The following is a 23,700-nucleotide window of genomic DNA, read 5'->3' as shown; positions in this document are numbered from 1 at the left end:
CCTACACTGGATGACAGTGACAGCGAACTCGGGAGTGCACCATGCAAAAGTACCGCATCAGACCATTACGCTTGGAAAAAGGCTGGTCGCAGGAGCAGTTGGCGGCCATCGCCAGCCTCAGCACCCGCACCGTACAGCGGATTGAAAACGGCGAACAGGCCAGCCTGGAAACCTTGACCGCGATCGCCGCCGCACTGGGCGTGCAGGTCAGCAATCTCAACGCGCCGCCGCAGACACCGCAGGAGGAGACGCCTGAGGCGCAGCGCCTTCGTCGCCAGGTTGCGGCAGAGGGCAAGCTGCTGAGCATGGCGGTGCGTTTCGCCGTCATCGGCGCGATATTGCTCGCTGTCAACGTCTTTACCCACCCGCACTATCTCTGGGCGCTATGGGCGATCGGCGGCATGAGCCTCGCGCTGATCATGCGGGCGGTGCGCACCCTGCTGCTGCGCAACGTCTTCAGCCGCTGGCAAGAACAGCGGCTGGCGCAAAAACTCAGGCGCCTGCCGTGAGCGTTAGCCACTCGGCCAGCCGGGCCAACGCGCTGCCCGGCACGATAGGCTGCGGCGACAGCAGGTAATAGCCGCTGCCGTCGGGCGTAAAACCGAACGGCGCGCTCAACAAGCCGGCGGCCAGATCGTCTCGCACCTGCAGCCATGGGCCGATTGCGATACCAAGGCCGGCTACCGCGGCCTGCAGACTGAAATAGAAATGGTCAAAGCGCTGTTCCGGATGCCCCGCCAATGTCACCCCCTGCTGATGCGCCCAGTGCCGCCAGGCATCCGGCCGGGTCGCGGCATGCAGCAGTTTGGCGCCTGGCCGCAAAAGCCGCCGTCCGTCCACAGAGGCCGTCAGCCTCGTCAGCGCCTCGGGTTGGCACACCGGCCCGACCTTTTCATTGAACAGCGCCAGGCTATGCGCCTGCTTTCCCCAATCGAAGTCATTGCGCCGGATCGCCGCCGTGATGCCGTCATGGAACGAAAACGGCCCGCCGCCCGCCACCAGCTGTAAGTTGATGTCCGGGTGCGCCCGCTGAAAAGCCGGCAAACGCGGGATCAGCCAACGCATCAATAAGGTCGGTTCACAGGACAAGATCAGCGGCGCATTGAGCGCCTGCTGGCGCAGCTCCAGCGCGGTATGGTCCAAAATGCCGAAGGCCTGCTGTGTCGCCTGAAACAGCTTGCGACCCGCCGCCGTGAGCAGTACCCGCCGATGGCGGCGCTCAAACAACGCCACGCCCAATTCCTCTTCCAGCGCCCTCACCGCCCGGCTGATGGCGCCATGCGTCAAATTCAGCCCCTGCGCCGCCTGGGTGAAACTTTCCAGCCGCGCGGCGGCCTCGAAGCAGCGCAGGCCGCCCAACGGCAATGGCCTGGCTCTATTGCGTGAGTTTTTCTCACCGATATCGTCACTATTCATCGTTTGTCACCGAGAAAAATTACTCTTATAAATCAGTCACTCTATTGATAAACATCGCAAGGATAACTATGACTGAACTCATCGCTGTCGTCACCATTACTTTACTCGCTGTAATCAGCCCCGGGCCGGATTTCGCCATGGTCTCGCGCAACAGCCTGCTGCTCTCCCGCCGCGCCGGCATCTTCACCGCCTGCGGCATTGGCGCCGGCGTACTGATCCATGTCAGCTATACGCTGATTGGCGTCGGCGTGTTGATCCAACAGTCGCCCTGGTTGTTTAACCTGCTCAAAGGCATCGGCGCCGCCTACCTGATCTACCTCGGCTTTACGCTGCTGCGCAACGCAACCCATCACGACGCCGCGCCCACCACGACGCCGGCCGCCATCAGCGATCTCGCCGCCCTGAAAACCGGCTTTCTCACCAACGCGTTAAACCCGAAAACCACCATCTTCATCGTCAGTCTGTTCATGCAGGTGGTCTCTCCCCACACCGCGCTCGGCGTACAGATCGGCTATGGCCTCTTTATCGCCGCCGTCCATGTATTCTGGTTCGCCGCCGTCGCGCTGCTGTTTTCCGCGCCGGGCGTCAATGCACGCTTTTTGCGTTTGCGCCGCGGCATCGATCGCACCTTTGGCGGGCTGCTGATTGTCTTTGGCGCCCTGTTGGCGATCGCCGGCATCAGGTAACGCCACGACGCCAAGTTCGTCATTCGCTTCTATGCTTATCAGGGGTTTTTGTTAATCATCTGAGCGGGAGTACGAAACATGACGAAACTGTTGGTGCTTTATTACTCAATGTACGGCCACATCGAACGCCTGGCGCAGGCGGTGGCCGAAGGGGCGAATCGGGTCGATAACGTGGACGTAACGGTCAAACGCGTGCCGGAAACCATGACGCCGGAAGCCTTCGCCAAGGCCGGGGGCAAACAACACCAGCAGGCGCCGGTCGCCACCCCGCAAGAGCTGGCGGACTATGATGGCATTATCTTCGGTACGCCGACCCGCTTCGGCAACATGGCCGGACAGATGCGCACCTTCCTCGATCAGACCGGCGGCCTGTGGGCTTCCGGCGCGCTGTACGGCAAGGTGGGCAGCGTATTTTCCTCCACCGGCACCGGCGGCGGCCAGGAGCAAACCATCAGTTCGACCTGGACCACGCTGGCGCACCACGGCTTCATCATCGTGCCGATCGGCTATGCGACGCCGGAGCTGTTTGACGTTTCGCAGGTGCGCGGGGGCACCCCCTATGGTGCGACCACTATCGCCGGCGCCGACGGTTCGCGACAGCCGAGCAACGAAGAGCTGACCATTGCCCGCTATCAGGGCGAGCACGTGGCGAAAATCACCGCCAAGCTGAAAAGTTAATCGCCCTCCTGCACCCGTGATTCAAAGGGCCGCGCATTCGCACGGCCCCATCTTGTTGCCGACCCGCCGCAAGGTTAGAATGCCCCTCCCCCGGCCATTCAGCGTCTGAAGGCCAGGCCCGAATTCGTTCTGCCCGTCGCTCATCGGCTTTCAGCCCGAGGACGGGCGTTCTGTTTTTTGCGCACAGCGAAGGGAATAAGTCAGTGTCTAAAGATTTTGATGAACTAATAAGAGACATGGATCTTATTATTGAAAATGTAGACAGCTTCAAAGCTCTGGCTCCGCGCGCGCCCGAGCCGGCTCCGGCCCCGCCGCCGCCGGTTCATCACTACGACTCGTTCTGCGAAAACATCGCGTTGAAAGTGGTATTGAAGGTGCTGCTGTCTTCGGTGGACAAGATAGTCAAAGTGCAGATCGCCAACAAGGTCGAGCAAGAGATCGCCCAAATTGAGCAGCAGGTGGTGCGCGCCGGCGGCGGGCCGGTATCACCGGACGATCTGGCGCAGATGACGCACTACGTTCGCCGCACGGTCAACGACCTGCTGGAATAACCCCCTTTTGAAACGGCGTCTGTTGGACGCCGCTTTTATTTCTGCCGACTTTAACGTGCAGTATCGCTGTACCATGACTGACACATTCACAACATGAATGTGTTGCATTGTTGTATTCGTTTCACTGCGATAAGTTTAATTTACTGTAAATATATACAGTATTTTTTTAACTTATTGAGGATATGAATATGCGCTTTAACAACAAGATGTTGGCCCTGGCCGCCCTGCTGTTCGCCGCACAGGCGTCGGCCGAGACGCTCGAATCTATCGACAACTGCGCGGTTGGCTGCCCGACCGGCGGCAGCAGCAATGTGTCGATCGTGCGTCATGCTTATACGTTGAACAATAACAGCACCACCAAATTCGCCAACTGGGTGGCCTATCACATCACCAAAGACACGCCGGCCAGCGGCAAGACGCGCAACTGGAAAACCGACCCGGCTCTCAATCCGGCAGATACCCTGGCCCCTGCCGATTACACCGGCGCCAACGCGGCGCTGAAGGTCGATCGCGGCCATCAGGCGCCGCTGGCCTCGTTGGCCGGCGTTTCCGACTGGGAATCGCTGAACTACCTGTCCAACATCACGCCGCAAAAGTCCGACCTGAACCAGGGCGCCTGGGCGCGGCTGGAAGATCAGGAGCGCAAGCTGATCGATCGCGCAGACATCTCTTCGGTCTATACCGTGACCGGGCCGCTGTATGAACGCGATATGGGCAAACTGCCGGGCACCCAGAAAGCGCACACTATCCCCAGCGCCTACTGGAAGGTGATTTTCATCAACAACAGCCCGGCGGTGAACCACTATGCCGCTTTCCTATTCGATCAAAACACGCCGAAGGGCGCCGATTTTTGCCAATTCCGCGTGACGGTGGACGAGATCGAGAAACGCACCGGCCTGATCATCTGGGCTGGTCTGCCGGACGACGTACAGGCTTCGCTGAAGAACAAGCCCGGCGTTCTGCCGGAGTTGATGGGCTGCAAAAACTGACGGGAAAACCCGCTTCGGCGGGTTTATTTTACTCTGGCATCAGACGGCGCTCACTCTGCCAACGGCATCACGCTTACACTCGCTCATCTGCCGCAACAATAAATTGGTGAAAACGTTCGATTTCCAATTTACGCATGGCGTTCATTTTATGCTGGCTGACGGTTTTCTCGGAAATGCCCAACGCCTTAGCGACGCCGGTATTCGGTTTTCCCGCCAGCAGCATGGCCAACACCGAAAGCTCGCGCGGCGACAGGCTCTGCCCTTTGCAGCTCGCGGTGAACATTTTTATTGCCTCAACGAACGTCGTAAGACCGATGTTTTTTTTCAGGCAGTTAAAATTCGCCAGTCGCGGCGTTTCCACGCCGGTTAAGACGATCGTATTGTCAGGCCTGTCGATAATATGCGATAAGAAATTCATAACCCGACAGATAGACGAGAAAGAGACGATGACCACTTCTGCATGACAATACATGGCATGTAATCCACGGCGTGCAGATGAATGCAGACCCATAACTTCAACGCCCTCCAACGACATTAAGATCTGCGATATGCCATAGAATAAATAGTAATCATCAGAAAATATAGCCACTCGCACAGGATCACCCCATTGCTATTTGTCATGGGCGCGTTTTTAACAACGCCCCCATGGCAGTCATGTCAATTAACTTTATTGGTCCGACTTACTTAAGTGAAGAACATAATGAGATCAGCAATGCGGACAGCGATGAAAGGTATTTTTCATCCAAACTCATAATGCCATCTTCACTGTATTTCACGTTATTATCTAGAATTTCATGAATACTCTCGACGGCGCATACGGCATCCTTCCAAACTACGCGCCGACCGAAAGGCGAAGCGCCGAGATATTGCGCGCTTTGGCGAAAACCAACGATAAAATCGCGCAATATATCGAGCACAATCAATACTTCCTCCCTGCTGACACACCGCTTCATTTGCACTTTATCCAGGAAAACGCTGAGCGTGCTTTGTAAGGAAAACAGGTTCTTGAACAACCCGCCGGCGATATCCTTCGGTGTTTTCACGCTGGTTGATATGACAAAAGGGAGCTCTCCATGCTGCGAGATATATTGATAAAGCCCATTTATCGCCGTCGTCGGCTTAATATCCAAACCGCGAAGAATGACGTCAACCTCATCTTTTAGCGATTTTTCCACTTTGACACCGATCTGGATTTGTTCCGTCATACAATTCATCCTCAACATAGAGATCCGGATTAAACACCAATATTATTCAAGCAAATAATATTCGCCACCAATTACCATGTTAAGATTTTTCTTATATGTGGCAACCTGTTTTTTATTATTAAAAATAACAAAAGAATTATTTATATATAATGTTAAGCGTAGCCGATGTGTTAATTCCCCCGCTGCTCATTGCGGTGGGGCTGTAAGGATAATAATAGGCCGCCATGCCGATGGAAAATTGCGCATCCAAGGCATTGCCGGTTCCCACGTGAAATAATGAAGTCGCCGCGCCTGGCGTCACGCTGGAAAGCGACAGCGTGACGGGATTATTCGGCGAAGCCGTCTTGACCAGCCGGATGCCAATGCCTTTTGCCGCCTCAGCGCTTTTATCAATCAAAACCGTATTATCCGAAGACAACAGATTATTGCTGGATAAAAACATATTGATATCCCGATCGGCCGTGCCGCCACTTTGCCGATTCTGGCAGCTGAAATTCAGCGTAAAGGGCGTCAGGCCATTTTGCGCCCCCTGAGTAATCTGCGATATCCCCAGCGTCGGCAACTTCACCGCCAGGCCGGCATTGTCGAAAGTGCAGGTCGTCATCTTGGGCGCATACTTGATGGTCATCGGCTGCCCGTACATGTCGCGCTGATCGTAAGGCCAATTGAAACCGTTGAGCAGCCAGGTCAAAATCTTCACCAACTGCTTGGCGGGCCACAAAATGATCTCCAGCAAGGACATCCCGCTCAGATCGGTCACGAACATCACGTCCTTAAGGCTAACCGTGTCGCCGGGTATCGATGTGCCCGTCTTGCTGACCAGACTGAAACGAATATTCATCGGCTGATTCAATTCCGAAGCGGAGTGCGATCCCCAACCGCTAAGTTTTTTGTTGGCGATGTCGTTGGTTATTTCAGCGCGTATCCAATATTTACCGTTGTTGAATCCCAGAATGGTCGCCTTTGTGCTGTCGGTTGACAGGATGCGCGTATAGCCGAATTCGCTGCTCGAGGTTGAACAACTGAATGAACCGCTGTATTGCGTATAAAAACTGCCTTCCCAGACCGGGGTTTTATCGCTGAGCTTATCCGACAAATCGACGTAGATAGGCGGCGCATATTGGATGCCGTTGCCGTAGCATGAAGCGTAACTGTAACCGCTGAACAACAGGGACAGGGTCAGTGCGAGTATCCTGAGCATGGTGTAATTATCCTTTTATCGACATGTGTTGGCTGCGCTGTCCATCGAGATTTTCGGGCGTTCAATCTTGCAGACACCGTCATTCAGCCTGACCTCCAGCGACGTTGGCTGCTGCTCCACCCGCAGATACAGGACGCTGGCCTGCCCGACGAAGCCAATGGCATGCCCGCTTTGATCCGCCACCTCCGCACCAAATGGCAGGGGCTTATTGCCGCGCTTAAAGGCGCGCAGCGTATAAGGCCGACGCCGATCGGTTTCGAATCTCAAATAGTTGACGGCGCCGGCATAGGGCACGCTGTTGGCGATATTGCCGACGATCTCGGCGCCGGAACTGTTGCCGGTATCCGACAATGTCACGGAGTTTTGCCGGTAAGGCGTGGCGTAAGGCACCAAAGCCAGCCCTTCGTCGTTAGTGACGATGCTCTCGTCGCCGTTCACCATCAGCCCTTTGGCCTTGGGCGCGTCCACCACCATCATGGTGTTGCCCATTTCGTTGGACGCCAGCAAATGCCAAGGGATCGCCACCAGGCTGCCGCGGGCGCTCATGCCCAACTGTCGATAGTCTGATGATTCACTGTAGGAGCCGCCGACGGTCGTCGCGTTGGCGCGATAGGCGGCATTCACGCTCGCCATGCTGTTGCCGCCGCTTTGATTGCTGCCGGCAAGCGCATAACTCAGACGGTTTGACTCCAGCGCATTGCCGCTCAGGCTCAGCGAGCTTTGCTGATAGTGCGAATCGGTGGCGGATAAGCTGGTGCTGAGATAGGCATTGTTGTCGAACATCGACAACGGCACGCTCAGAGAGAGATAAAACCGCGTCTCTTCTTTGCGATCGGAATTTCTCACGCGACTCGCGGAAATGTTGTAACTGACCCGCGCGAAGGCGTTTGAATACCCTAGCTGGTATTCCCGGCTTTTATTCGTATCCGACCAATAGTCGCGCTGGGTGCCGGAGAAATAGAGCGTGCCCCACCCGTCTGCGAGCCTCTGATTCAGGTTCAAATTGAAGGTATTGCGCGGACGAGCGGCGCGAACGGCGTCCCAGGTATTCAAATCCAGCGGGGCAAGCTCATCGTCATCCCGATCGTTCCAATAATCGTGAAAGCGCTTGTCACGCTCGCGGTAGCCTTGATGGGTGTAGATGGCATCGTTGAAACTGTAATAACCTTTGGTCGAATAACGGTAAGCCGCCAGCGTGAAGTTGGTTGCGGTAGCGTCCAAAAACTTGCTGTAGGCGATCCGAAAACTTTGCCCATTCTCGTTGCGATCCTGCAAATGCGTCGAGGCCTGAGTCACATCGACGGATACCGCGCCGAACGGCAGATTCCAGCCACTGCCCAGCAGCCAGGCGCGATAGTCCTCGCTGAGGATCGTACCGGCGTAACCGGTGACCAGATTATTGAAGCCGTACTGCAGCGTGCCCTGCACGAAAGCGGGCGCATAGTCGGTATCCGCCTGATTGACCTTACCGGCCACCAGGCCATATTTGCTGACGCCCTGCTTCAACATGTTGGGAACGGCGGAAAACGGCACGGTAAAGGATTGTTCCCGCCCGTCGGCTTCCCTGACCACGACCAACAGATCCCCCGCAGAACCGGTCGGCAATATATTGTCCAGCGTAAAGGCGCCCGGCGGCACGTTCTCCTGATAGATGAGGTTGCCGTTTTGCAATACTTTCACCAGGGCATTGCTCTGCGCCACGCCCCGTACTATCGGCGAAAAGCCCTGCTGCGAATTGGGCCGCATGTTGATATCCGAGGCTAAAGCGCCGCCCCGCACCCGAATCGAGTCGAACAAATCACCCGGCGAATAGAAATCGCCCATCGTCAGGTTCGATTTGATGGCGGCGAAGCCACGCTGCACATAGCGAGTATTATTTTGCCAATCGCTGCCTTGCCGCGAACTGCTGCGGAAATTGCTGCTGTCTCTGAATTGCCAACCCGCCAGATTGATCCCCGATTCCAAACCGGTATAGAAATCGTCGTTTGACGCCTTGTCGCCCTGCAACGACTGCACGTGGTAATAGGTGGCGTTATAGGCCAGCAGCAACGCAGGCACGCCGCGATCCCAAAATTTGGCGTCAACATAGCCGGCCTCTGCGCGAATCACTCGCGACTGGGGCACCGTCAGCTTAAGGCTCAACGTCCCCACATCGAAGTCCGCCCTTCCTCCTTGCACTAACGTTTGGACGGGGATCGGCCCCTTGTCCACCCCGATGGACAAACGACTCATATCGATGCCCAACAGGGCGGCGTCACGATGGGCGATGCGAATATCGCCTTTATGTTCGCCGAACTGCAACAAGAACCGCCCTTTCCAACTCTGGTTGACATACACGTCGACCGTTTGCGTGCCTGCCGGCATGTCATTATTGAGGTAAAAACGCGACAGATCGGATTCGCTGGACGCACCGGCCAATAGAGAAGTGTCGAATTTCATCGCCGATGCTTTATTTAACGGTATGAATACAGATGCGGTCAGTATCGAAAGCAATTTTAGTTTAAGCTTCATGGCCGTTCTTCACGTTAGCGGGCTGTAATGGCTTTAGATTTATAAGCCCCCAGGTCGTCGATATAGAGCAGGGTGTAGGGAATATTCCGGCTCACGCCAACTTTGGTCGGGGCAAAGAGGCTGGAATATGGCCCGACCATCACTGAATCGACCAACAGATTCTTTTTGCCTTTCTGATCAACATTGGCCAACGTAAAATAGTAAGGGCCTTTGTTGATAACCTTAAATCCCTTCCCCGCCGCCTGGAGTTCAATGAAGTCGGTGATGTTATTGACACTGCCGGTTAACCCTGCCGGGCGATAAAATAGCTTGATGCGTGATTTGATGGCTAATTGCAGCGTATTGACGCCCTGCAAATTCTCCGGCGTAGGCGGGATATCCAGCACATTCAAATAAAATACCGACTCACGATCGCCGGGAAGCGCAGCGTTCATTTTTTGTATGCGTAATTGCTGGCCATTATTTCCGGCAACTTTCACAACCGGCGGGGATAACAAGAACGGCACGTTTGCCGTTTCAGGCGTCGAGTTTATATCACCGTCATCAATCCATGCCTGCACCAGTGCCGGATCGTCACCATTGTTGACTAACTGAACGATAACATCCTTGTTTTTTTCCGGATAAATAACGCGCGTTCCATTAATTACAATATTGGCATCGGCGCAAAAGCTGCTGAGAAACAATCCAGCAAAGATTAAGCACTGTTTCATAGTCACCCCAGAAGCCAGGCCTTTGCCTTGGGCGCAGGCCTGGCTTAATTGCAATTACAGGTAAGAAATGGTGTAAGTCACGTTGGAACTCAATTCCCCCACTTTTGCTTCCAACGCATTGGTCTTGTAGTAATAGGCGTCCAGCGTCAGCGTTTCGGCATCCGGCGCCGTTTTATCGCCTTTGATCTTGGTGACATAAGGCACGTTCAACGGAATCGGCGTGGATGAACCCGGCTCAGCCAGAGAAAAACCGACGTTTTTCGCTACGGCGGCGTCGCTTTCATTCACGGAGCTGTTCAGCAGATATTTCCCGTCGGTAGAGATATTATTCGCCGAAGAGAAGTAGATCTTCAGCGGCGTACCGGCCGTTCCCGCCGCCGGCGTGCAGCCGGAGAACGTCAGCGAGAAAGATTTCTTGTTTTTGGTGATGGGGCCGACCACGGTGCCCGCATCAGTCACGGAAATCGGGCTGAGCGCAACGGTAAAATCGGCGCTTTTCCCGCCATTGATGGTACAAGTGGTATCCGTAACGGCACCGCTAAACGAAATAACGCCACCGGCGGAATTATCTGCCGCCGTTGCGCCCACAGATGTTAACGCGGCAGCCAATACCGCCAAAGAGATGCCTTGCTTAATCATAATAAACCCCATTACTTTCTTCGCTGAGAGAGCATATATAAAATGACCTACACCATTAAACCGTTTAGAGGCTAACGAAGCTTAGGCAATAGCAGAGTATTGACAGCATCCTGCCATCTAAAAGTTTATATGCGACGGTATATATTTATATATATCCAAGTGTATTCTAAAAGGTATCCGGCAATGGGAAAAATCTCATTCACCGCCAGATGCAGGACATATTAATTCCAAAGACAAAAAAATTGCAACATCGAATCAAATAATTTTCATGACAATAAAAAAAATGAATCGAGCAATGACCGGAAGGATGTGTGCCTTAAAAGAGTGAGTACGGCAGGCTGCTTACTGCGCGGGTTAAATGATGGCCGCCATTTCCTCATAAAAGCGCTTGTGGCATAAAAAACAAAAAGCCATTGATATAAAAAGAAAAAACACACAAAGAAAAATCTTAGATTCCTTAACCCTCCTCATCCCTCCACGTAAGGTTTACTTTTCCCCTACCTTAAAAATTATCCGACCTACCGCTATAGGAGTAGCCCGGAAATGCGATACTCTCTGCACATGAATATTCAGACACACAAGAAACAGCGTCCGAATTTTTCTTTGCTCAGTCGATAAGGGTGAATTTTTCAGAGAAAAATATATCTTTCCCTATCAATATAAAACCCACCTTTAAAGTATATTAAAAAATATACTGAAAGATAATTCATTTAAATAAATCGCTACAGGGGTCAAACAAGATAGGGGAAAAGGGATGCTTCGCGAGTAACGGCGGGAATAAAAAACCCGAGCGCCACAGGCTCGGGTTGATAGCAACACAGATATTCGACGATCAGAGCGGCTTTTCAGTCCGTACGATGCCGTGATTCTTCATCACCTCTTCCATCGTAAGGCTATCGTCATACGGCGTCTCGTCGACCACAACGTCTTTCGGACGCTCATAGGGTTTGGTCGCACGTTTGAACATCCACCACCATACGAACACCAGGAAAGCGCCGGACTTGAGAAAAATCATGGTCCATAGGGCGACTTGATACCAGTTCATCTCTGTCTCCTAAGAGTATTAAGCAAAATCGATAAGGCGGCGTTAATTATCGTGCCGGTCACGCCTGACAGCAGCAGGCATCCGAGCGGCCTGCCTTGATGACCGCATAATCTCACCGATGCGTAGCCCTTATCAATAGCCGTTCGCATTTCCTGCGGGCGACCGTCAAGTTCTCAGCACGCAAAAGCAAAAAACCCCGCGCTCTAAGAGCGCGGGGTCAGAATGTATGGCGGAGGAGCAGAGATTCGAACTCTGGAACGGTTTCCCGTCGACGGTTTTCAAGACCGTTGCCTTCAGCCACTCGGCCACCCCTCCGCAACGACGCGCACTATAAACAGAGCTTATTCGCTTGTAAAGCCCAGGCGCGTTCAACCGCGCGAAAAATCGACGGAATGATGCAAGCCGGCGAACAAACGCGCGGCCGCTCCCCCCGCTGTTGCAACAATGATAACTAAGGGTAAAGATTGGTAAACAAACTTTAATCAAGCGCTTGCGCTGCCTATCATCGGGATTATTTTGTGATGGCCTGATAAGAGAGATCATTATGGACCGCATTGTCGTCTCGTCTTCCTCGCGCGACTCCCTGCTCAGCACGCATAAAGTCCTGCGCAACACCTATTTCCTGTTATCCCTGACGCTGGCTTTCTCGGCGCTGACCGCAACCGCCAGTACCCTGCTGGGCCTGCCTGCGCCGGGCTTGCTGCTGATGCTGGTTGGCTTCTACGGGCTGATGTTCCTGACGCATAAACTGGCCAACAGCCCGGCAGGCATTCTGGCGGCGTTCGCGTTGACCGGTTTCATGGGGTATGCCCTTGGCCCGATCCTCAGCTCGTTCCTGAACGCCGGCGCGGGCGATCTGATCATGCTGGCGCTGGGCGGCACCGCCGCGGTGTTCTTCTGCTGCTCGGCCTACGTGCTGACCACCCGTAAAGACATGTCGTTCCTGTCCGGCATGATGATGGCCGGTTTTGTGGTGCTGCTGGTGGCGGTGATCGCCAACCTGTTCCTGCAGATCCCTGCTCTACACCTGGCGATCAGCGCGCTGTTCATTCTGTTCTCCGCCGGCGCGATCCTGTGGGAAACCAGCAACATCATTCACGGCGGCGAGACCAACTACATTCGCGCCACCGTCAGCCTGTACGTGTCGCTGTACAACATGTTCATCAGCCTGTTGAGCATTCTGGGCTTCGCCCGCAGCAACTGATCGCGTGTTACCCCGCCTTCCAGGCCCCGCTCCGGCGGGGCTTTATTTTTTGCGGCTGAAAAAATTTGCTAAACTGGCGGCCGTTCCGAATTATCCGTTATCGAGGCAGTATGTTGGAGTTTGAAGGTCGGGTTATCGACACTGACGCACAGGGCTATCTGAAAAACAGCGCCGACTGGCATGAAGGCCTGGCGCCGCTGCTGGCCGCGCAGGAAGAGATCGTGCTCACCGAAGCACACTGGGAAGTGGTGCGCTTTGTGCGCGACTTCTATCAGGAATTCAATACCTCACCGGCTATTCGCATGCTGGTCAAAGCCATGGCGCAGAAATACGGTGAAGAAAAAGGCAACAGCCGCTATCTGTACCGCCTGTTCCCGAAAGGGCCGGCCAAACAGGCCACCAAGATCGCCGGATTGCCCAAACCGGTAAAATGCATCTGACCGCTCCGCCCGCAGCGCCGCTGCAGGCGAGCGCTTAATAGCGAATGCCGAACCCGTCGTAGTCGGTCACGCCCTGCGGCTCCACCAGCACGCGTTCGACGCGCGCGCTGCGCGGGCCGCCCTGCTTCAGCCATGCGACCAGCGAGTCCACCTGCTCCTGTGTGCCGCAGGCCACCACCTGAACGCTGCCGTCATCAAGGTTGCGCGCATAGCCCGTCACCCCCAGCGCCTCAGCCTGCCGCTGAGTGGAATAGCGAAACCCTACCCCCTGCACCACGCCATACACATACGCAGCAATGCAAACTTGTGTCATAATCGCCCCCTTAATTCAGTTTTCGTTATGGCATTGCCGTGCCTTTGCACCGCCGTGTCACTCTTTCTATCCTAGCTGGCAGCATTATTAATTATGACCGTACGCCTGTTTCTCGCCAAAGGACGTGAAAAGTCCTTACTCCGTCGTCACCCTTGGGTATTCTCCGGCGCCGTTCAACGCGTCGAGGGCAAAGCGCTCTCCGGTGAAACCATCGATATTCTCGACAGCCAGGGCAAATGGCTGGCTCGCGGCGCCTATTCGCCCGAGTCGCAGATCCGCGCACGCGTCTGGACTTTCCAGCAGGATGAAGAGATTAACATCGATTTCTTCATTCGCCGCCTGCAGCAAGCGCAAAGCTGGCGTGATTGGGTCGCGCAGCGCGACGGCCTGGACGGATACCGCCTGATCGCCGGCGAATCCGACGGCCTGCCGGGCATCACTATCGATCGCTTCCAGAATTTCCTGGTGCTGCAGCTGCTGTCCGCCGGCGCCGAATATCAGCGCCCGGCGCTGCTTTCCGCTCTGCAGCATTGTTACCCGGAATGTTCGATTTACGATCGCTCCGACGTGGCGGTGCGTAAAAAAGAAGGCCTGCCGCTGGCGCAGGGTCCGGTGCTGGGCGATCTGCCGCCGGAGCTGCTGCCGATCACCGAACACGGCATGAAACTGCTGGTGGACATTCAGCAAGGGCACAAGACCGGTTTCTATCTCGATCAGCGCGACAGCCGCCTGGCGGCGCGTAACTACTCTGCCGGCCGCCGGGTGCTGAACTGCTTCTCCTACACCGGCGCCTTCGCCGTTTCCGCTCTGATGGGCGGCTGCGCGCAAGTGATCAGTGTGGATACCTCGCAGGCGGCGCTGGATATCGCCAGACAGAACGTCGAGCTCAACAAGTTGGAGCTGAACAAGGCAGAGTTCGTTCGCGATGACGTGTTCCAACTGCTGCGCAACTACCGCGCCCAGGGCGAGAAATTCGATCTGATCATCATGGATCCGCCGAAGTTCGTCGAGAACAAAAACCAGCTGGCCAGCGCCTGCCGTGGCTACAAAGACATTAATATGCTGGCGCTGCAGCTGCTGAACCCGGGCGGCATTCTGCTCAGCTTCTCTTGCTCCGGGCTGATGCCGACCGATCTGTTCCAGAAAATTTTGGCCGACGCCGCTGTAGATGCCGGACGTGATGTACAATTTATAGAACAGTTCCGCCAGGCTGCCGATCACCCGGTGATCGCCACGTACCCTGAGGGGCTGTATCTGAAAGGCTTCGCTTGTCGGGTGATGTAACTTGAAATGCGCTGCCTTGCCCCCATATATGAGCAAGGCATTGTTTCTCAGGAGGTCATCATGATTGCCAGCAAATTCGGTATCGGACAACAGGTTAGGCATAAACTGCTGGGGTATTTGGGCGTCGTTATCGATATCGACCCTGAATACTCTTTGGAACAACCCAAAGCTGACGAGATAGCGGCGAACGATGAACTGCGTTCCGCTCCTTGGTACCACGTGGTGATGGAAGACGAGGAAGGCCAACCGGTGCATACCTATCTGGCGGAAGCGCAGCTGGATGGCGAGCCCCAGGAAGCGCATCCCGAGCAACCATCGCTGGATGAACTGGCGGAATCCATCCGTCACCAGTTACAGGCGCCACGCTTGCGCAATTGACCGCGCCAAGACCTGAGAAACCCTGAAAGAGCCCGGCATCGCGCCGGGCTCTTTTTATTTAGCGCTCCAGCCCCAAACGCGGGATTTCGATTTTCGGGCAGCGATCCATCACCACCTGCAGCCCGGCCTGTTGCGCCAGCACTGCCGCCTGATCATTAATCACGCCGATCTGCAACCACAGCGCCTTGGCGCCGATCGCTATCGCCTCTTGCGCCACGCCGTAGGCTGCCTCCGAATTGCGAAAAACGTCGACCATATCGACCGGCTGCGGGATGGCGGCCAGCGTGGCATAAACCGGCTGCCCCAACAGCGTCTGCCCCGCCAGTTTTGGGCTCACTGGGATCACCTGATATCCCTGCGACAACAGATAAGCCATCACCCCATAGCTGGGCCGCGACGGGTTATCGCTGGCGCCCACCAGCGCGATGGTTTTCACCTGCTGCAATAACTCAACAATCTCTTGATCTTGCATCTTCAACTCCCGTTTATCACTGCGTCACTCTTCCGTTTCGAGTGTAACCGATCGGCATTCGCGCAGCTAAACGCTACGCGCAGGAAACTTCAGCGTAATCTTATGGTCTGAGGCTGTCGCGGTTCAGCCACGCACAGACGTGTCTAATTACAAATAAATATGTAAAAATGTAAATAAAATACCAGATTGAAAAATTTTGACACAACCTATGCCATGTTCAACACTTAGAGCTACGTCACTTTATAAGGAGATAATGATGAAATTTGGTCTGGTGGTTGCGGCGTTGCTCAGCATCAGCATGCCTGCCGCGGCTACGACCCTGAAACTCTCCCCGGACATCGATCTGCTGGTGGTCGACGGCAAGAAAATGACAGGTTCGTTGTTAAAAGGCGCCGACAGCCTTGAACTGGATGGCGGACAGCACCAGCTGCTGTTTAAAGTGACCAAAACCGTACGTTCCGGCCAGCATACGCAGGCCTATGCGTCCCTGCCGCTGGTTGCCACCTTCAATACGCAAAAGATCAGTCAGGTGGCAATCGAACTGCCGCGCATCGAGAACGATCGTGACACGCAACGCTTTGATAAAACGCTGAACTATCGGGTGGTGGATAAAGAGGGTAATGCCCTGCCGTTCCAGCATGATGTGCTGCATCCCGACAGCGTCACCTTCAATGCCGATTTGGAAAAGGTGATGACGGATTACAATCGCCAAAACCGCCCGGCTTCCGTCCCGCTTTTCGTCCAGCCGAACACAGGCAACACAATAGCCTCCCTGCCGGCCGGCGCACCGGTGAATGCCCCGACGGTGACGCTGAAAGGTGAAAACGTGTCGGAACAGATGCTGCAATACTGGTTCCAACAGGCGGACAAGGAAACCCAGAAGCGCTTCCTGCACTGGGCCAACAAACAACCGGTTCGCTGATCCCTCCCGGCGCCTTAGCCGCAAAGGCGCCTTTTCTTCGCATTTTCAGCTGCAAACGCTAGGCAGTGAAAAACAGTTTCAGTAATCTGTCGCACATCCCCGATTAGCGAAGGACACTGAGATGGAATTGACCACCCGCACTATCGCCGAGCGCAAGCACATTGCGCTGGTGGCGCACGATCACCGCAAACAGGCCCTGCTGGAATGGGTTGAAAGCCACAAGACCATTCTGGCGCAGCACCAGTTGTACGCCACCGGTACCACCGGCAACCTGATCCAGCGTGCCAGCGGCATTCCCGTCACCAGCATGCTGAGCGGCCCAATGGGGGGCGATCAGCAAGTCGGCGCACTGATTGCGGAAGGCAAGATAGACATGCTGATCTTCTTCTGGGATCCGCTGAACGCGGTTCCGCACGATCCGGACGTGAAGGCGCTGCTGCGGCTGGCGACCGTCTGGAATATTCCGGTAGCGACCAACCGTTCGACCGCTGATTTTTTGATTGACTCTCCGCTGTTCAAAAGCGAGGTGGCGATCGCCATCCCCGACTATCAGCGTTACCTGCAAGACCGCCTGAAATAGTCCTTTCGGCCTGGCTGCCGCCAGGCCTGCTGCTTACGGTTTTTTCTGCACCGGAACGCCAAGCTCACGCAGGTGGTCGACGAACACCGAAGGACGTTCACGATCCTGCAACAGCCATACCTGATGTTTGGCGCGAGTCAACGCGACATACAGCAGACGGCGCTCTTCAGCATCCGGAAAGTCCTCCGGCTGCGGCAGTAACACCTCTTCCAACACCGACTCGCGCGCCACGGCGGGGAAGCCGTCACGCCCCTCATGCAAACCGGCGATGATGACGTATTCCGCCTGCTGCCCCTTGCTGGCGTGGATGGTCATAAACTCCAGATCCAGCTTTGGCCAGCGGGTGGCCGCTTTCGCCAGCGCTTCCGGTTTCAGATGGTGGTAACGCGCCAGCACCAGGATGCTCTCATCCGGCTTGGCGTAGCCGCTCAGCTTGTCCAGTAGCGGCTCCAACTGCTCGTGCGGCAGGATCGTCACCGACTTTTTATTGCCCTTGCTCAGGCTATTGAGCGGTTTTTTCAGCTGGTGCGGGTTCTGCTGCACGAACCGGTTGGCCACCTCGCCGATGCGTTCATTGAAACGATAGGTGGTATCCAGCGCGCACTGCGCGCCTTCGCCGAAGTTCGTGGCGAAGGCCGTGGTTAACGTCAGTTCTGCGCCGCTGAAGCGATAAATCGCCTGCCAGTCATCCCCTACAGCAAACAGGCAGGTCTGCTTGTTCTGTCGGCGCAATGCCGCCAGCAAGAGCGCACGCTGCGGTGAGATATCCTGAAACTCGTCGACCAGAATATGTTTCCACGGGCTGACGAAGCGCCCCTTGTCGAGAATGTTGACCGCCTGATGGATAAGGCCGGAGAAGTCCACCGCCCCTTCCTCTTTCAAGGCGCTTTTCCAGGCTTTCAGCAGCGGCGCCATCAGCCTGATGCGTTTTGAAAACAGATCGCGGATTTCTTCATCCGCCTGCTCGATCATTTCCGCCTGGCTGCCGCCATGCATGCGCATCAGCCCCAACCAGCGTTCCAACCGGCTTGCCAGGCGATCCGCCAGGCGCTTATCCTGCCAGAAGTCGCCTTCCGGCACTTCCCATTCCAGCTCTTCGGTCAACCATTGACGCCACCCCTTGGCCTGCGCTTTCTTCTCCGCGCACTGTTGGCGCCAATGGGTGATCAGCAGCTCTTTGCGCGCTTTGGCATCGGTTTCCAACCGGCTGATGGCCGGCGCTTTGCGGCTGCCTTGTTGAATGATTTGCAGCGCCAAGGCATGGAAGGTCTTGGCCTGAATACCGACATCACCCAAACGTTCTTTGATGCGGTCGTTCATCTCGCCGGCGGCCTGACGGCCGAACGCCAACAGCAAGATTTGACCCGGCTCAGCCTCCTGACGACGCAGCAGCCAGCCGGCGCGCGCCACCAGCACCGACGTTTTGCCGCTGCCGGCGCCGGCCAACACCAGCACGGAATCCTCGCCATTGACCACCGCCCGGCTCTGGGCGTCGTTGAGCGGCGAACTCTCGACGGTCTGGAAGAAATCATGGTGTTGATCCAGCATGCGCTCGGTCCACTGCCGGTTGCGTTGCTCGATACTGCGCTCCCCCTGCTGCAACCATTGCAAACACAGATGGTAATCAGCCCGGCAGTTATCGAATTCCTCCAGGCGCGCCACCGGCATCGGCAGCGCGGAGAAAGCCTCGCGAATTTGCTGCTGCAACTTGCCCAGCTCAGACTTTTTGAACCATTTATCTTGTTGCTCAATGCGCTTAATCTGCGCCACCTGCTGTTGCAACACGCCGGCGCTGACGTCGCTCATTTCGGCGCTCCACTGCTGCCACGCCTGCTGAAGAAAGTGATAAAAACGCTGCGTTTCCTGCCATTCGGTGCCGTGCAGCCGCACTACTTTTTCGTCCGGTAATTCAAATTCCAGCTCGCCCCAGACGATGCCACGCTTGCACCTGACCTGAATCAGTTGATTGAAGGGGATCAGGTATTCATGTTTTTCCCCGCTCACCTCAACGCCGGCGTGCAGCAACCGCACGCGGTTATAAGGGTGCTGAGCCAGGTGTTTCCCCAGCGATGTCGCTTTAAGTTCCATATCGTCGCGCCATGACTATGTTGAGATTAAATAACGGATATCTGCCAGTTTACCTGCGATAAGCAGTGGCACTCTAGCGCTAAAAAAAGGGTAGAATAGATTTTGCGTTTTTATCGTGAATACGCCCGCATCGCGGTTTGGCTATCATTAGAGCAGAATGACGTCTATGCGTACTGTACTGAATATTCTTAATTTTGTGTTGGGCGGTTTCTTCACCACGCTAGGCTGGCTTATTGCTACAGTGTTCAGCGTGCTGCTTGTCATCACACTGCCGCTTACCCGCTCCTGTTGGGAAATCACCAAGCTGTCGCTGGTGCCGTTCGGCAACGAAGCGATACACGTCGATGAACTGTATCCGGAAAAAAGCAATGCGCTGCTCTCCGCCGGCGGCTCGCTGCTCAACATTATCTGGCTGGTGCTGTTCGGCTGGTGGCTGTGTCTGTCACACATCGCCGCCGGTATCGTGCAATGCGTTTCAATCATCGGCATTCCGGTCGGCATCGCCAATTTCAAAATAGCCGCCATCGCACTGTGGCCGGTGGGACGCCGCGTCGTCTCGGTAGAAATGGCTCAGCAAGCCCGTATTGAGAATGCTCGCCGTCACTATCAACAGCGTTAATTTTTTCTCCGTTTGAGGAGTTTTTCGTGCTCTCTTTTGCACCCGCAGTTCGTCGTTATACTTACAACAGCAACCTGCTGTATCACTTGCGCATCCTCATTGCGCTGATCGGCACCACCGCCGTTCCCTGGTGGCTCGGCATTCCCAAGCTGACTATCCCGTTAACGCTGGGCGTGGTGGCAGCCGCCCTGACTGATTTGGACGACCGCCTGGCCGGCAGATTACGCAATCTGCTGATCACGTTGGTATGCTTCTTTATTGCTTCCGCCTCGATTGAGCTGCTGTTTCCCTACCCTTGGTTGTTCGCGCTTGGCTTAACCACCTCGACCTGCGGTTTTATCCTGCTGGGCGCCTTGGGGCAACGTTACGCCACCATCGCCTTCGGTGCGCTGCTGATCGCGGTTTACACCATGCTCGGCACTTCCATGTACGATGCCTGGTATCAGCAACCGCTGCTGCTGGTGATCGGTGCATTGTGGTACAACCTGCTGACGCTGGCGGGCCACCTGCTGTTCCCGATCCGGCCGCTGCAAGAGAACCTGGCGCGCTGTTACGATCAACTGGCCAACTATCTGGATGCCAAGGCCAATCTGTTCGATCCCGACGCCGAACGCGCCGCCGACCTGCCATGGATGGATGTCGCGATGGCCAACAGCGCGTTGGTCGCGTTACTCAACCAGACCAAAGCCTCGCTGCTGACGCGCCTGAAAGGCGATCGCGGCCAGCGCGGCACCCGCCGCACCTTGCACTACTATTTTGTCGCGCAGGATATCCACGAACGCGCCAGCTCTTCCCACGTTCAGTACCACGCGCTCAGCCGGCAATTCCGTCACAGCGATATTTTATTCCGCTTCCAGCGTTTGCTGAGCATGCAGGCGCGCGCCTGCCGCCAGCTGGCACAATCGATCCTGCTGCGGCAAAAATACCAGCACAACCCGCGTTTTGAGCCGGCTTTCAGCCGCATTCAGGAGGCCTTGGCACGCATCGCCGAAACCCAGGGCAATAGCGAACAGACCAAGGCGCTGGCGCATCTGCTGAAAAACCTGCATGCGATAGATGCGCAGTTGGCCAATATCGAGTCCGAGCAAACGCTGGCGAGCGGACAAGCGGAAGAGAACAGCCTGGCCGACGATCGCTTGACCGGTTGGAGCGACATCCGGCTGCGCATCAGCCGCCATTTAACGCCGCAGTCGGCCCTGTTCCGCCATGCGATCCGCATGTCGGCGGTGCTGTGCGTCGGTTACGCCTTTATCCAGTTCACCGGTATGCAGCACGGTTACTGGATCCTGCTGACCAGCCTGTTCGTCTGCCAACCGAACTACAACGCTACCCGCCGGCGCCTGGCACTGCGCATCATCGGCACTCTGGCAGGTATCCTGATCGGCCTGCCAATCCTCTATTTCGTGCCTTCCGTAGAAGGACAACTGGTGTTGATCGTCATCACCGGCGTCCTGTTCTTCGCTTTCCGCACCGTGCAATATGCCCACGCGACGATGTTCATCACGCTGCTGGTGTTGCTGTGCTTCAACCTGTTGGGTGAAGGATTCGAAGTGGCCGCCCCGCGCGTTTACGATACCTTGCTGGGCTGCGCCATCGCCTGGGCGGCCGTCAGCTTCATCTGGCCAGACTGGAAGTTCCGCCAACTGCCGGCGGTGGTGGATAAAACGCTGAATGCCAACTGCCGCTATCTGGACGCCATTTTGGTGCAATATCATCAAGGTAAGGATAACGGCCTCGCTTACCGCATCGCACGACGAGATGCCCATAACAGCGATGCGGAACTGGCTTCGGTCATCTCCAACATGTCAGCCGATCCCAAGGCCGACAAAGCGCTGCAGGAAGCCGCCTTCCGCTTGCTCTGTCTGAACCACACGCTCCTGAGCTATATCTCCGCATTGGGGGCGCACCGCGAGCGGCTGAACACCCCGGCCACGCTCGATCTGCTCAATGACGCCGTGTGTTACGTGGACGGCGCCCTGCATCAGGAAGAACGGAACAGCCAGCGCATTGCGCAGGCGTTGGAACAGCTGGCGGAGCGCATCAGCAAAGCCGTTCCGGAACCTGAAAGCAAAGAACAATTGGTCTTGCAGCAGGTGGGATTGGTGCTCGAGCTGCTGCCGGAGCTCACCGCGCTGCATGCCCAAATCAATAAGGCAGCCTAACTATTCAGGGCCCGATCGATGGGCCCTGAATAACTGGCTCATGCCCATGGCGGCGCATCGCCATCGTATGATCGAACCAACGCACTAGCTCGCTGCGTAATTCGGCCGGCAACGCCGCCTGATGATAACCGGCTATCGCCCCGCCCAGCGACAGCAGCACTCGTAGCCCCAAATTAGTCTGCTGTTTCAATAAACGGAGATAGCTGCGTTTGGCGCCATGCAGCCGCAGGTCATAAGCGTTGCGAATGCCCGCTCGCCACAGCAGACGTTCCATATTGACGTCAATATTCGGCAATGCCTTCAGTCGGCCATGATCGCCAGCCTTAAGCCGCTGCTCCCGGCGCGCCTCCCTGACAGCCTGCCAGGCCAGCCCCACCAGCTCGTTGCGTTCCCGCCACAGCGACTCGTCAACCCAATAATAGCGCAAGGTAATGGGCACACCGCGTTTGGAATAGACCATATTGACCATTCCGCGGGCGCGAAAGGCGGGTTCCATGCTTGCCGTAGCCCGCAAATACAGCTCCCCCTCCGCTATCACCGCAAACATGACGCCCTCAGCCAGCAGACCGTAACCGCCGAACTGCGACCGAGTCGTGATGGCCCCCAATGCCGCAAAGCAATTTTTAGCCTGCGCGATTCTTCTCGTCGACATCCTTTTCATAGCGTTCCTCCTTTTTAGGTTCTGGCCTTTAGGTTCTGGCCGTATTATTTCTCTCATCAATGAAAAAAGTAACGTGAACAACTAATTAGAAAAATACGCACTATCCGCCCGCCTGCCAATCACAAAAACCATCGGTACAAAAAATGATCGCAATTATGCGAGCCGCTACGAAAATTTGGGTTGATCTTATCCTAAATCAGGGATACTGTATAAACATACAGTAACACGACGGGCGGGAACTTTATGCGTACTCAATCACTCTACCAACCTCATTTCGGCCATGGCTCTTATACAACGCGCAATGTTGCGAAGAACACGGATGTCGGCAAAGAGAATGGCTTGATCAGTGAACTTGTTTACAACGAGCGCCAGCCCGCAGTGGCTCAATTGCTGTTGCCCCTGCTGCAGCAACTGGGCAAGCAGTCTCGCTGGCTTCTGTGGCTCACGCCGCAGCAAAAATTAAGCAAACAGTGGCTGCAGCAATCCGGCCTGCCGGTGGATAAAGTGGTGCAATTGAGCCAGATCAGCCCGGTGAATACGGTTGAGGCAATGGAAAAAGCGCTGCAAACGGGGAATTACAGCGTGGTTCTCGGCTGGTTGCCCGAGCTAACAGAGGAGGATCGTCTAAAATTAAGACGAGCGGCAGAATTGGGTAACGCATACGGGTTTATCATGCGTCCACAACGTGACATTAGCCCGACTCACGGACAGTGTTCTACCCTAAAAATTCACTCTTCTTTGTATCATTAAGTAAATTTAGGATTTTTCCCATCATTTTCGCACCCCGTAAAGGGAACCTTTGCGGGATAAGGCAAAAAGCTAGTCCGGCCGCGGTTCGGCAAGGAAAAACGCCCTGTTGATCGTCGCTTTTTTGAGCGGAGAATGTTAGCAAATATGTACGATTCTGCGTTTTTTTTTAGAGCCTTATCACATCACACTTGTAACT

At 55.5% G+C, this 23,700-nt stretch carries 26 protein-coding genes and 1 tRNA gene; 14 read left to right on the top strand and 13 right to left on the bottom strand.

Annotated elements, in window-relative coordinates:
• Positions 1 to 41: 41 nt before the first annotated feature.
• On the top strand, positions 42 to 509 hold the full coding sequence (locus tag HWW83_RS02720) for a helix-turn-helix domain-containing protein (RefSeq protein ID WP_176588965.1): 468 nt from the start codon (positions 42 to 44) through the stop codon (positions 507 to 509).
• On the opposite strand, the gene HWW83_RS02715 is transcribed toward HWW83_RS02720, so the two are convergent.
• Entirely contained in the window at positions 493 to 1,416 is a 924-nt protein-coding gene (locus HWW83_RS02715; RefSeq protein ID WP_046686794.1) for a LysR family transcriptional regulator, read from the bottom strand. The two genes, HWW83_RS02720 and HWW83_RS02715, sit on opposite strands and share 17 nt — an antisense overlap.
• A 68-nt stretch (positions 1,417 to 1,484) precedes the next feature.
• On the opposite strand from HWW83_RS02715, the gene HWW83_RS02710 reads away from it, so the two are divergent.
• The 4 genes from HWW83_RS02710 to HWW83_RS02695 all read left to right on the top strand — a co-directional run bounded on the left by HWW83_RS02710 (position 1,485) and on the right by HWW83_RS02695 (position 4,320).
• Positions 1,485 to 2,102 (top strand): LysE family translocator, encoded by a 618-nt coding sequence (locus HWW83_RS02710; protein ID WP_033642607.1) that lies wholly within the window; start codon positions 1,485 to 1,487, stop codon positions 2,100 to 2,102.
• A 78-nt stretch (positions 2,103 to 2,180) separates the two neighbouring features.
• Positions 2,181 to 2,780, top strand: a complete 600-nt coding sequence (wrbA, locus tag HWW83_RS02705; protein ID WP_033650699.1) for an NAD(P)H:quinone oxidoreductase — start codon at positions 2,181 to 2,183, stop codon at positions 2,778 to 2,780.
• Between the two features lie 236 nt (positions 2,781 to 3,016).
• The gene (locus HWW83_RS02700; protein ID WP_016928271.1) at positions 3,017 to 3,331 is read left to right on the top strand and encodes a hypothetical protein; all 315 of its coding nucleotides are present in this window, start codon (positions 3,017 to 3,019) and stop codon (positions 3,329 to 3,331) included.
• A gap of 188 nt (positions 3,332 to 3,519) precedes the next feature.
• On the top strand, positions 3,520 to 4,320 hold the full coding sequence (locus tag HWW83_RS02695; protein ID WP_033650698.1) for a DNA/RNA non-specific endonuclease: 801 nt from the start codon (positions 3,520 to 3,522) through the stop codon (positions 4,318 to 4,320).
• A 73-nt stretch (positions 4,321 to 4,393) separates the two neighbouring features.
• On the opposite strand, the gene HWW83_RS02690 is transcribed toward HWW83_RS02695, so the two are convergent.
• From HWW83_RS02690 to HWW83_RS02655, 8 genes are all read right to left on the bottom strand, one after another.
• Positions 4,394 to 4,831, bottom strand: a complete 438-nt coding sequence (locus HWW83_RS02690) for a helix-turn-helix transcriptional regulator (protein ID WP_197751833.1) — start codon at positions 4,829 to 4,831, stop codon at positions 4,394 to 4,396.
• 169 nt (positions 4,832 to 5,000) lie between these two features.
• Positions 5,001 to 5,525, bottom strand: coding sequence for a hypothetical protein (locus HWW83_RS02685; RefSeq protein WP_099782765.1), 525 nt, complete (start codon positions 5,523 to 5,525; stop codon positions 5,001 to 5,003).
• A 136-nt stretch (positions 5,526 to 5,661) separates the two neighbouring features.
• A complete protein-coding gene (locus tag HWW83_RS02680; RefSeq protein WP_004928073.1) occupies positions 5,662 to 6,726 on the bottom strand; it encodes a fimbrial protein in 1,065 nt (354 codons plus the stop codon).
• Between the two features lie 15 nt (positions 6,727 to 6,741).
• Positions 6,742 to 9,237 carry a fimbria/pilus outer membrane usher protein gene (locus tag HWW83_RS02675; RefSeq protein WP_176588964.1) on the bottom strand — a complete coding sequence of 832 codons (2,496 nt, stop codon included), beginning with the start codon at positions 9,235 to 9,237 and terminating at the stop codon, positions 6,742 to 6,744.
• A gap of 14 nt (positions 9,238 to 9,251) precedes the next feature.
• Positions 9,252 to 9,947 (bottom strand): fimbrial biogenesis chaperone, encoded by a 696-nt coding sequence (locus HWW83_RS02670; protein WP_033644245.1) that lies wholly within the window; start codon positions 9,945 to 9,947, stop codon positions 9,252 to 9,254.
• 54 nt (positions 9,948 to 10,001) lie between these two features.
• On the bottom strand, positions 10,002 to 10,598 hold the full coding sequence (locus HWW83_RS02665; protein WP_369825806.1) for a fimbrial protein: 597 nt from the start codon (positions 10,596 to 10,598) through the stop codon (positions 10,002 to 10,004).
• Between the two features lie 820 nt (positions 10,599 to 11,418).
• Positions 11,419 to 11,631: a hypothetical protein gene (locus tag HWW83_RS02660; RefSeq protein WP_004928089.1), complete on the bottom strand. Its 213-nt coding sequence runs from the start codon at positions 11,629 to 11,631 to the stop codon at positions 11,419 to 11,421.
• A gap of 227 nt (positions 11,632 to 11,858) precedes the next feature.
• Positions 11,859 to 11,946 (bottom strand) — tRNA-Ser (locus tag HWW83_RS02655).
• Between the two features lie 229 nt (positions 11,947 to 12,175).
• Here HWW83_RS02655 and yccA point away from each other — a divergent pair.
• Together yccA and tusE are read left to right on the top strand one after the other, a co-directional pair.
• Positions 12,176 to 12,835, top strand: coding sequence for an FtsH protease modulator YccA (gene yccA / locus HWW83_RS02650; RefSeq protein WP_033642602.1), 660 nt, complete (start codon positions 12,176 to 12,178; stop codon positions 12,833 to 12,835).
• A gap of 110 nt (positions 12,836 to 12,945) precedes the next feature.
• Positions 12,946 to 13,275 carry a sulfurtransferase TusE gene (tusE, locus tag HWW83_RS02645; protein WP_033642601.1) on the top strand — a complete coding sequence of 110 codons (330 nt, stop codon included), beginning with the start codon at positions 12,946 to 12,948 and terminating at the stop codon, positions 13,273 to 13,275.
• A 34-nt stretch (positions 13,276 to 13,309) separates the two neighbouring features.
• Here tusE and yccX read toward each other — a convergent pair whose 3' ends face one another.
• Complete coding sequence (gene yccX / locus HWW83_RS02640; protein WP_033642600.1) at positions 13,310 to 13,588, bottom strand: acylphosphatase; 279 nt, start codon at positions 13,586 to 13,588, stop codon at positions 13,310 to 13,312.
• Positions 13,589 to 13,681: 93 nt separating this feature from the next.
• On the opposite strand from yccX, the gene rlmI reads away from it, so the two are divergent.
• Together rlmI and hspQ are read left to right on the top strand one after the other, a co-directional pair.
• Entirely contained in the window at positions 13,682 to 14,872 is a 1,191-nt protein-coding gene (rlmI, locus tag HWW83_RS02635; RefSeq protein ID WP_072627929.1) for a 23S rRNA (cytosine(1962)-C(5))-methyltransferase RlmI, read from the top strand.
• Between the two features lie 60 nt (positions 14,873 to 14,932).
• Positions 14,933 to 15,250 carry a heat shock protein HspQ gene (gene hspQ, locus HWW83_RS02630; protein ID WP_004928104.1) on the top strand — a complete coding sequence of 106 codons (318 nt, stop codon included), beginning with the start codon at positions 14,933 to 14,935 and terminating at the stop codon, positions 15,248 to 15,250.
• A 58-nt stretch (positions 15,251 to 15,308) separates the two neighbouring features.
• On the opposite strand, the gene HWW83_RS02625 is transcribed toward hspQ, so the two are convergent.
• A complete protein-coding gene (locus HWW83_RS02625) occupies positions 15,309 to 15,722 on the bottom strand; it encodes a CoA-binding protein (RefSeq protein ID WP_033642598.1) in 414 nt (137 codons plus the stop codon).
• Positions 15,723 to 15,978: 256 nt separating this feature from the next.
• Here HWW83_RS02625 and HWW83_RS02620 point away from each other — a divergent pair, with 256 nt between their 5' ends.
• Positions 15,979 to 16,644 (top strand): DUF2057 family protein, encoded by a 666-nt coding sequence (locus tag HWW83_RS02620; RefSeq protein WP_046686791.1) that lies wholly within the window; start codon positions 15,979 to 15,981, stop codon positions 16,642 to 16,644.
• Positions 16,645 to 16,765: 121 nt separating this feature from the next.
• Positions 16,766 to 17,224, top strand: a complete 459-nt coding sequence (locus HWW83_RS02615) for a methylglyoxal synthase (protein WP_033642596.1) — start codon at positions 16,766 to 16,768, stop codon at positions 17,222 to 17,224.
• Between the two features lie 33 nt (positions 17,225 to 17,257).
• Here the strand turns inward: HWW83_RS02615 and helD are convergent, their stop codons facing one another.
• Positions 17,258 to 19,312, bottom strand: coding sequence for a DNA helicase IV (gene helD, locus HWW83_RS02610; RefSeq protein WP_176588963.1), 2,055 nt, complete (start codon positions 19,310 to 19,312; stop codon positions 17,258 to 17,260).
• 166 nt (positions 19,313 to 19,478) lie between these two features.
• Here helD and HWW83_RS02605 point away from each other — a divergent pair, with 166 nt between their 5' ends.
• Together HWW83_RS02605 and yccS are read left to right on the top strand one after the other, a co-directional pair.
• On the top strand, positions 19,479 to 19,931 hold the full coding sequence (locus tag HWW83_RS02605) for a YccF domain-containing protein (RefSeq protein WP_025302313.1): 453 nt from the start codon (positions 19,479 to 19,481) through the stop codon (positions 19,929 to 19,931).
• A gap of 26 nt (positions 19,932 to 19,957) precedes the next feature.
• A complete protein-coding gene (yccS, locus tag HWW83_RS02600) occupies positions 19,958 to 22,093 on the top strand; it encodes a YccS family putative transporter (protein ID WP_046686789.1) in 2,136 nt (711 codons plus the stop codon).
• Between the two features lie 4 nt (positions 22,094 to 22,097).
• Here the strand turns inward: yccS and HWW83_RS02595 are convergent, their stop codons facing one another.
• Positions 22,098 to 22,754: a TfoX/Sxy family DNA transformation protein gene (locus tag HWW83_RS02595; protein ID WP_046686788.1), complete on the bottom strand. Its 657-nt coding sequence runs from the start codon at positions 22,752 to 22,754 to the stop codon at positions 22,098 to 22,100.
• A 243-nt stretch (positions 22,755 to 22,997) separates the two neighbouring features.
• On the opposite strand from HWW83_RS02595, the gene sulA reads away from it, so the two are divergent.
• A complete protein-coding gene (gene sulA, locus HWW83_RS02590; protein ID WP_033642592.1) occupies positions 22,998 to 23,504 on the top strand; it encodes an SOS-induced cell division inhibitor SulA in 507 nt (168 codons plus the stop codon).
• The last annotated feature ends 196 nt before the right edge of the window (positions 23,505 to 23,700 follow it).

It is taken from the genome of Serratia ureilytica (assembly GCF_013375155.1).
Taxonomy (GTDB): domain Bacteria; phylum Pseudomonadota; class Gammaproteobacteria; order Enterobacterales; family Enterobacteriaceae; genus Serratia; species Serratia ureilytica.
The sequence above is the reverse complement of the archived record's forward strand: the minus strand, read 5'-3'. Positions and strand labels throughout refer to the sequence as shown.